11 protein-coding genes are annotated in these 9,323 nt (G+C 37.6%); all 11 read left to right on the forward strand.

Going from position 1 to position 9,323, the window contains the following annotated elements; all coding sequences use genetic code 11:
* Window positions 1-534: molybdopterin oxidoreductase family protein (locus tag ACESM9_RS12330; RefSeq protein ID WP_372999043.1), on the forward strand; the 534-nt coding region annotated here is incomplete at its 5' end.
* Between the two features lie 131 nt (window positions 535-665).
* Window positions 666-1,292, forward strand: a complete 627-nt coding sequence (locus ACESM9_RS12335; protein ID WP_372999046.1) for a GntR family transcriptional regulator — start codon at window positions 666-668, stop codon at window positions 1,290-1,292.
* A 199-nt stretch (window positions 1,293-1,491) separates the two neighbouring features.
* The gene (locus tag ACESM9_RS12340) at window positions 1,492-2,490 is read left to right on the forward strand and encodes a glycine betaine ABC transporter substrate-binding protein (RefSeq protein WP_372999049.1); all 999 of its coding nucleotides are present in this window, start codon (window positions 1,492-1,494) and stop codon (window positions 2,488-2,490) included.
* 26 nt (window positions 2,491-2,516) lie between these two features.
* Window positions 2,517-3,386: an ABC transporter permease gene (locus tag ACESM9_RS12345; RefSeq protein ID WP_372999052.1), complete on the forward strand. Its 870-nt coding sequence runs from the start codon at window positions 2,517-2,519 to the stop codon at window positions 3,384-3,386.
* On the forward strand, window positions 3,383-4,561 hold the full coding sequence (locus ACESM9_RS12350; RefSeq protein WP_372999055.1) for a glycine betaine/L-proline ABC transporter ATP-binding protein: 1,179 nt from the start codon (window positions 3,383-3,385) through the stop codon (window positions 4,559-4,561). Before ACESM9_RS12345 ends, ACESM9_RS12350 begins: the two co-directional genes overlap by 4 nt.
* Before the next feature lie 95 nt (window positions 4,562-4,656).
* Entirely contained in the window at window positions 4,657-5,340 is a 684-nt protein-coding gene (locus tag ACESM9_RS12355; RefSeq protein ID WP_372999058.1) for a molybdenum cofactor guanylyltransferase, read from the forward strand.
* Window positions 5,303-6,085 carry a formate dehydrogenase accessory sulfurtransferase FdhD gene (gene fdhD / locus ACESM9_RS12360; protein ID WP_372999062.1) on the forward strand — a complete coding sequence of 261 codons (783 nt, stop codon included), beginning with the start codon at window positions 5,303-5,305 and terminating at the stop codon, window positions 6,083-6,085. The genes ACESM9_RS12355 and fdhD overlap by 38 nt, the downstream gene beginning before the upstream one ends.
* Before the next feature lie 162 nt (window positions 6,086-6,247).
* Window positions 6,248-6,781, forward strand: coding sequence for a beta-class carbonic anhydrase (locus tag ACESM9_RS12365; RefSeq protein WP_372999065.1), 534 nt, complete (start codon window positions 6,248-6,250; stop codon window positions 6,779-6,781).
* A gap of 105 nt (window positions 6,782-6,886) precedes the next feature.
* Entirely contained in the window at window positions 6,887-7,699 is an 813-nt protein-coding gene (locus tag ACESM9_RS12370) for a formate/nitrite transporter family protein (RefSeq protein WP_372999068.1), read from the forward strand.
* A 252-nt stretch (window positions 7,700-7,951) separates the two neighbouring features.
* Window positions 7,952-8,983, forward strand: coding sequence for a peptidoglycan-binding domain-containing protein (locus ACESM9_RS12375; RefSeq protein ID WP_372999071.1), 1,032 nt, complete (start codon window positions 7,952-7,954; stop codon window positions 8,981-8,983).
* A 130-nt stretch (window positions 8,984-9,113) separates the two neighbouring features.
* Window positions 9,114-9,323 (forward strand): DUF456 family protein (locus ACESM9_RS12380; protein ID WP_372999074.1); only part of this gene is annotated, 210 nt, incomplete at its 3' end.

The raw sequence follows: 9,323 nt of genomic DNA on the forward strand, positions 1-9,323 counted from the left end.
TCAGTAACACCATCCTATGCAGGCATAGACTATGAGAGAATAGAAGATAAAGGTATACAATGGCCTTGCCCAACCAAGGATCATCCTGGAACTTCCTATCTCCATGGCGGCAAATTCTCAAGAGGAAAGGGTCTATTTATGGGTATAGAATACAAAGACCCGGCAGAATTGCCTGATGATGAATATCCCATGATCCTGACTACAGGCAGGGTATTGTATCAATATCATACAAGGACAATGACAGGTAAGGTTGAAGGCCTCAACAAGAAAGTTCCGGAAAGCTATGTAGAGATAAATCCTGATACTGCTGCCAAGCTAGGCATCAATGATGGAGATAAAGTAAAGGTGACTTCAAGAAGAGGAACCATCACAGTAAAAGCAAAAGTAAGCGATATAGTAGAAGATTCAGTGGTATTCATACCATTCCACTTTGCTGAAGGCGCTGCTAATACATTGACCAATGCAGCTCTTGATCCGAAATGCAAGATACCTGAATACAAGGTATGTGCAGTAAATTTAGAAAAGGCAGTTTAATATAAATTATATAAAAGGTGCTCGTAGGAGCGCCTTTTTTTCTATTGATTAGAACATTATTAGATGGAATGATTTTTTAAAAGTATGGTATAATTTATTAAAAACCCTTATTGCATGAGGAGTTGAAACAAATGGATAAAAATATTGACTTGTCAAGTCCTATATATCAGCAGATTGCTTTGGATATTTCTTCAAAGATTATAAGCGGGCATTATGAAGTAGGAGATAAGCTTTATACCCGTTCAGCTTTAGCAAGCCAATATGGTGTTTCTTCAGAAACTGCCAGGAGGGCTGTAAGTATTCTATCAGACGTGGGAATAGTGGAAGTCACCAAGGGCAGTGGAGTAATAATCAAATCCTGCGAAAAAGCTTTGAAATATGTTAGACAGTATACAGATATTCAAACTATGAAGGACTTGAAAAGAGATATAATTGGCTCTATAGAACGTCAGAACAAGGAGAATGAGAATCTGAGGGAAATGATCGGGATACTTATGGATAAGACAGAACGTTTTAAAGCTAGCAATCCCTTTATACCATATGAAATTTTTATCGACGGAAAATGTAAATTTTTAGGTAAAACCATAAGCGATATAAACTTTTGGCACCATACCTCAGCAACCATAGTAGCGATTAAAAGAAACAATGAATTGCTAATGTCACCTGGTCCCTATGCTGTATTTATAGAAGGAGATTCCATATATTTTGTTGGAGATGAGAATTCTCCTGAAAGGGTATATAGGTACCTATTTTGTTAAAAAAGCATTATAAATATAATAATCAACATAATATGATATTCTTTGATATGATACTTCCAAAGTAGACAGTCTAGTTAATTAAGAATTAGATTATCTACCTGGAGGTATTTTTTTATTTAGACCAGTTAATTTGACTAAAGTAACAACCTTATGATAATATAAAGGTTGTTAGTTAAAATCGTGAAGGGGGATGTTATTTATGAAAAGAGGTATTGCATTATTGCTAATGCTGGCAATTAGTATAGCTGCAGTACTGGGAGGCTGCAGCAGTAATGAACAATCTGAAATTAAGACTATAACAGTAACAAACAATGGTTGGGACAGCCAGATGTTACATAACGAGATAGCTAAGTTTATTGTGTTAAATGGATACGATAACTATGATTTTCAAGTATCCACAGGGTCTTCCACAATGAACTGGCAGGCTATCATAGCCGGAGATGTGGATTTAGACATTGAAAGTTGGACAGATAATGTAGCTACATATCCTGAGGATGTAGCCAATGGGGACATCGTAGATGTAGGTGTTTTGGTACCAGATAGTGCTCAAGGTTTATATGTTCCAAGATATGTTATAGAAGGGGATCCTGAACGAGGCATAGAGCCTATGGCACCTGATCTCAAAACTGTAGAAGACTTAAAGAAATATGCTCACATATTTCCTGACGATGAAGAGCCCGAAAGAGGAAGAATTTTTGGCTCAATTCCAGGATGGATGGCAGATGAGATATTGTACAAAAAGTATGAGTATTATGGACTGGATGAATCATATAACTATGTGAGATTAGGCAGCGAAGCCGCATTATTTGCTTCATTGGCTTCAGCATATAATCTAGGGGAACCGTGGGTAGGTTATTGTTATGAACCAACATGGATAACTGGAAAGCTAGATTTGGTTCTTTTGGAGGATGCACCCTACGACCCGGCTCTATATTTAGAAGGCAAGTGTGAGTTCCCTAAACAAGAACTAAAGATTGTCAGCAGCAATAAATTTGCTGAAAAAGCTCCGGATCTTCTGGAATTCTTCCAGAAATATAAAACAGGCAGTCAACTGATAAGTGAAGCTTTGGCATATTTAGATGAGACAGGAGCTACCCATGAGGAAACAGCGAAGTGGTTTTTAAAGGAAAATGACTACTTATTGGATGAATGGCTGCCTGCAGAAAGAGCTGAAAAAGTTAGAGAAGCTCTTAACTGATACACTCTAAAAAGGAGGACGAGCGTTTGAAGGATTATCTATTACATTTTCCTAAGGAGTGGCAGTTTGATGTAGGCGATACCATTGACCTTTGGATAAAATCTTTTAGCCGAGAACAAAGAGAGATTCTTACAGCAATCAGGAATTTTGTAATCACATCAATAAAGGGGATAAATTGGCTTCTTGCTATTATCCCCTGGTGGCTCCTTATAATAATTGTTATGATACTTGGCTGGAGAATAAGTGGAAAAAAAAGAGTAGGGCTATTATATGGTGCAATGCTGATATTTGTCGGTTCTTGCGGACTTTGGGATCATATGTTGGAAACGTTGAGCATTGTAATTGCGTCAGTAATCCTTTCTGTCATATTAGGATTCCCCTTAGGGGTGCTTATTGCAATGAATAAAAGAGCAGAAAGTATCATAAGACCAATTCTGGATTTAATGCAGACCATGCCTACTTTCGTATATTTGGTTCCTGCGGTAATGTTATTTAGTACGGGAAAGACACCTGCCCTTATGGCAACAACCATATATGCTGTTGTGCCAATGATTAGAATGACAAGTCACGGTATTATCCATGTGAACGGAGAAGTAGTAGAAGCGGCAAAAGCTTTCGGCTCTACTAATCTCCAAACCTTGGTGAAAGTACAAATACCCCAAGCCATGCCTACTATCATGACCGGAGTGAACCAAACCATTATGATGGCTATGTCTATGGTTGTGACCTGCGCATTGATAGGTGCTAACGGACTGGGAATGGAGATACTTTTAGCCACTAATCGAACAGAAATGGGCAAGGCACTTATGCCAGGCATATGCATCGTAATTGTAGCTATTATTTTAGACCGCCTCACTCAAGGATTGGTGAAAAGGAAGGAGGCGGAGCAGCAATGAAAGATGAAGCCATAATAAAAGTAGAAAATGCTACGAAGCTTTATGGAATAAATAGATCTGAAGCTATAAAGCTTATGAAGGAAGGCGCTGATAAGGATACAGTTTATAAAAAAACAGGGGTCACAGTGGCCCTTTGGGATGTATCCTTTGAAATAAAAAAAGGAGAAGTATTTGTGATAATAGGGCTTTCCGGTTCGGGAAAGTCAACAATTATTCGATGTTTAAATAAGCTCAATAAGCTTACTTCAGGGAAAATATATTTTCAGAATAACGATTTAGATCAGTTTAGCAAGAAGGAATTATTAGATTTAAGGCGCAACAAAATATCTATGGTTTTTCAAAACTTTGGACTTATGAATCATAGAACAGTTATAGAAAATGTAGCCTATGGTCTTGAGGTAAAGAAAGTTCCCAAAGAGGAAAGGGAAAAAAAGGCTTTAGAGATGATATCCTTAGTAGGTTTGGAAGGATGGGAGCATCAACCTATAAGCAGTTTGTCAGGAGGTATGAAACAAAGGGTTGGATTGGCAAGGGCTCTTGCCAATGATCCGGAAGTGCTGCTTATGGATGAACCTTTTTCCGCTTTGGATCCACTGGTAAAAAGAGATATGCAATTTGAGCTGCTTTCTATACAAAGAAAACTTCAAAAGACTGTGGTTTTTATTACTCATGATATCAATGAAGCATTTAAATTAGGTGATACTGTAGCAATTATGCGGGATGGAAGGATTATTCAGATAGACACACCACAGAACATGTCACTAAATCCTGCGGATGAGTATGTGTCAAAGTTCATTGACAGTGCAGATAAATCAAAGGTTCTCAGTGCTAAACATGTTATGATTACACCGAGATGTATGGTCAGGGAAAAGGATGCACCGGTTCATATCATTGAAGAATTAAGCCGTAACGATGTGTCTACTGCTTACGTGGTAGATGATTCTATGAAGCTGTTAGGCGTTATTTCTATAGATAATGCTATACGGGCTAGAAAAGAAAACATTCCTATTTCTGATCTTATTGATAGAGAAATCTATACAATTCTTAGGGATACTTTGATAGTTGATATATTGCAGTTAACAGCTAAATCTAAATATCCAATTGCGGTAGTAGATGAGGATCAAAGGTTAAAGGGAATAGTCAGTAAGTCAGCAGTGCTGTCTTCTCTTAGATAGAAATAATAGGGTAAGAGTAAAGTAAACACTCTTGCCCTATTTTTGTTATTTATTTAACTTATTCCATTGTAATAAGAGTTTTCCTATTGTACAATATGAATAGATGTGAATTTTCAGAATCGGGTGATAATATGTATTCAATAGATACTGCTATAGTTCTCGCTGGAGGAAACAGCAAACGCATGGGATTTGATAAGCAATTCATAGATATCGGTTCAATAAGCATCACCGAACACATAATAGAATCTTTAAAGGAATTATTTCCTAATGTTATATTGGTTACCAATAAACCACAAGCCTATTGTAGAAAAGATATTGAAATTATAGAGGATATATATAAAGGATTTGGACCTTTAGGAGGTATACATGCAGGGCTTATGAAATCTCAAAGCCAGTACAATTATATATTAGCCTGTGATATGCCCTATATTAATAAAGATTATATCAGATACATGATCAAAAGGTTAGAAGAAAGCAAGTATACAGCAGAAGCGGTTATTACTAAATACGGCCAATGGATAGAACCCTTTAATGCTTTTTATAGCAAAGCTTTGATTCCTAGGATAGAGGCAGGAATGCTGGCTGAAAAAAAGAAAATTTCCGGTTTGCTCAGGATGGCAGAAGTATTGTACATAGAAGAAGAGGAAGCCAGAAACTTTAGTCCCGATTGGAATATGTTCATGAATATCAATACGGAAAAGGATCTGATGATCTACAGAGCTATGAAGCAGGAGGATATGTATGGAGCTTACCAGGCAAGTAATATTAACAAGATATGATAGAGGAAACATAGAAGAAATAGAAGATATTGTTGTAACTGAATATCCATTAACTATATATCTTAATGATGAGGAACTGGTTACATTATTATGTTCACCAGCCAGCTTAGAGTTTTTAGTCATAGGTTTCCTTTTATCAGAAAGCATAATAAAGACAAAAAACGAAATTAGTACCATAAGGATAGACCAATCTAAAGGCATAGCCTATGTAAAGACAAAAACTTCAAAAGATATGGCTAAATATTTCATGGGCAAAAGAATGCTAACTACAGGATGCGGAAGAGGTACTATATTTTACAACATATATGATTCAATGAACTGTGGTATAATCAATAGCGACTTAAAGATAAGCTATGATAAAATTTTGTACCTAATGAAAGAATTTGCAGCAAAATCTCAGATTTTTCAAAGCACTGGTGGAGTCCACAGTGCTGCTTTAAGTCAAGGTGAGGAGATTCTGTTTTTTCAGGAAGATGTAGGAAGACATAATGCTTTGGATAAGGTGCTGGGAGAAGCGTTTATGAAAGATGTAGATTTTTCCAAGATGCTTCTTCTGACCAGCGGAAGGATTTCGTCAGAAATGCTCTTAAAAGCAGGCAAAAGAGGAATCTCCACTGTTGTATCCCGGTCTGCGCCTATGGATCTGGCACTGAAGATGGGAATGGAATTAAATATGACTATAGTAGGATTTGCTAGAGGCCAGAGAATGAATGTATATACAGGCAGGGAAAGGATAATTTGGTAACATTTCAGGGAATGCTTCATATCTACCTGTGACCCTTGTGGTTATTTCGTGGCATTTAAGGAATACCCTTAATCATATGGTAATAAGCTGGAGCCCTTGGCTTTGGCTTAATTTGATAATTAACAAACGAAATAATGAGAAAAAAAATGCAAGGAGGTCTCTATGTTAAACAGTATTTTGGAGCACAACAAAAGATTTGTTGAAGAAAGAAAAGCAAAGGGTCTTGACAAACCGATAAGCGGTCATGCTCAAAGAGATGTTATGGTGTTTACCTGTATGGACACCAGACTTATAGAACTCTTAGAGCCTGCCATGGGTTTTAAAAGAGGAGATATCAAAATACTCAAAAATGCAGGAAACATCATAAGAGACGGATGCGATGAGATCATCAGATGCATAACTGTGGGAACAGTGCTTATGGGGCTATCTGAAGTATATGTGGTAGGCCATAAGGATTGCGGAATGTCGAAGCTTACCCCGGGAGAAGTCAGGGAAAAGATGATTGCCAGAGGTATTCCAAAAGAAAAAGTTGATTCCTTGGATATTGAACAATGGATAGGTATTTTAAAAGACGAGAGACAGAATGTGATAGAAACTGTAAAAAAGATAACAGAATCTCCTTTCGTTCCCAAAGATGTTAATGTTCATGGACTTTTAATGGATCCAAATTCTGGTGAACTGGAGGTTATAATTTAGCAAAGATTGTTAAAATTATGATAAATTTTATAGACGGATTGTGAAATAAATGTTAAAATGACAGTAGAAGGCATTATTATTATCGTTTTGGAAAGGAGTTTAATGATGGAAAAGAGACTACTTACACCAAAAGAGATTGCTCAAGCCACGATTGACGCAGGCGTAGCAAAAACAAAGCTTTCTATCATGCAGATGATCATACTGGGGATTTTTGCAGGAGTATTTATAGGATTTGGTGGCCAAGGTGCAATCACTATCGGACAAACTTATGCCAATATTGATGTTGGAATGTCCAAATTTATTTTTGCAGCGGCTTTCCCGGTAGGTTTAATGCTTGTTGTTATCTGTGGTGCTGAACTATTTACCGGAAATAACCTGATGATTCTTGGCTGCTTAAATGGCAATTATAAACTAAAAGATGTATTAAGAAACTGGGTAGTAGTTTATATTGCTAACTTTGTTGGTTCTGTAATATTAGCACTATTGGTTGCTAACTCTGGTCTTATGACTGGAGCAGCTGCAGAAAAGGCAATAGGAATAGCAAATGCAAAGGTTGCTATACCCTTTGGAGCAGCAGTAATAAGAGGTATTCTATGCAATATGCTTGTTGTATTGGCTGTTTGGATGGCTACTGGTGGAAGGGATATCATTAGTAAAATATTCGCTTGCTGGTTCCCCATCATGCTATTTGTCCTCATAGGATTTGAGCACAGCGTAGCTAATATGTATTTTGCACCTTTAGGAATGTACTTAGGTGCGCCAATAACTTGGGGACAGATTTGGCTCAACAACTTGATTCCAGTGACAATAGGCAATATAATCGGTGGTGCCATCATAGTGCCATTTGCATATTACAATGTATATGTAAAAGCTCCTAAAACTCCAGCCACTGTAGAAAAAAGTGCAAAAATAGCTTAATACTTGTAAAGATTTACCTGGCAGCCCTTAGGGGCTGCTTTTATTTTTATAAAAGATATGACCCTGGACCTCCCAAAATTGAATATGTTAAGTGATTGAATACCACTTCTTGGTGTAAATTACCATTGCCTTAAGTTTCAAAATTATGTAAACTATAAGGAGCCGTACTGTTAGCTGAGTCTCATTTTGAGAACGGACATCCTCTGCCCGAAACTGACAACTAACTTCGTAAGCGTAGGAGAGGAGAGTAGTATGAGAAAGAGCAGGTTATTATTATTTTTTGTGGTATTGGCTTTGTTTATGGTGACTCCTGTTTTTGGAGACATATTGAAGGTTGGAAGTACAGGAAACTCTGTGAAAGAGCTTCAAACAAAGCTAATATCCTTGGGTTACCTTAATTCAAATGCAACAGGGTATTATGGTAATCAGACGAAGAACGCTGTATTAAAGTTCCAGGCAAAAAATGGGCTAAAGCAAGACGGTATTGCAGGAAATCAAACACTAAAAGCTTTGGCAAAGATTGGGACAAGCAGTACAACAAGTGTAAGCAGAGGAAGCACCAATTCATATTCTATGAAAGATGTACAATCTGTATTAAAGAACCTGGGCCTCTATGAGGGTAAAATAGATGGTATTGCAGGTTCTAAGACTAAAGCCGCATTGAAAAAATTTCAGAAGAACAATGGGTTAGTTGCAGATGGTATTATGGGTCCTAAGACAGCCGCAAAGCTTTTTGCCCCAAAGCAGGAAGTGACTACAGATAGAGGGGATATAGATCGTAAAGAAGATACATACGATTCTACAAGCGATAGCAAATACGGAGAATTGTTAGATTGGTGGAAAGAGGCTTCAAAGATATTCTACAGGGGAGCAGAAGCACAGGTTATTGATTTATGGACAGGCAAAAGCTTTAACGTAATGAGAACCTATGGAAGCAGACATGCTGACTGTGAGACTTTGACGGCGGAAGACACTAAAATAATGAAATCAATATATGGTGGAAGCTGGAGTTGGAACAGAAGACCTGTAATTGTTGTGACGGGTGGGAGAAGAATAGCTGCATCCATGGCAGGTATGCCTCATGCAGGATTGGATTCAAAGCCCAAAAATGTTACAGTAAGCGGTCGAAGTGGTGGTTACGGGAAAGGTACCAATTTAGATACCATTAAAGGAAACAATATGGATGGTCATTTCGATATCCATTTTCTTAATAGCCGTACCCATGGAACTAATAAGGTCAACGCAGCCCATCAGAAAGCAGTAAAACAAGCAGCAGGTATGTAACAAATATCGCAGTACGGTTAAGCTTAGGCATATGCCTGAGCTTAAATTTTTCATCGAGATTTTATTTGGCAGCAAACTTTTTTCTCTTATGGGCGTATAATAAAATAAATGGCTATAGGGGGAAAGGACTGTGAACGGAGTATATTTTATAGTGAGCACAGCGTTGATAGTAATTGGCGTATTGGGCATTTTCATACCTGGTTTGCCGGGAACAGGATTGGTGTTTATTGGTACTTTGGTTTATGCATGGGCAACTGGTTTTCAAGTCATAGGTTGGGGAACCCTTATAATATTTTTGCTACTCACACTTTTGGCTATGGGAGTAGATTATATTGCAGGG

Source organism: Lutispora sp. (assembly GCF_041687175.1).
In the GTDB taxonomy this organism is placed as follows: domain Bacteria; phylum Bacillota; class Clostridia; order Lutisporales; family Lutisporaceae; genus Lutispora.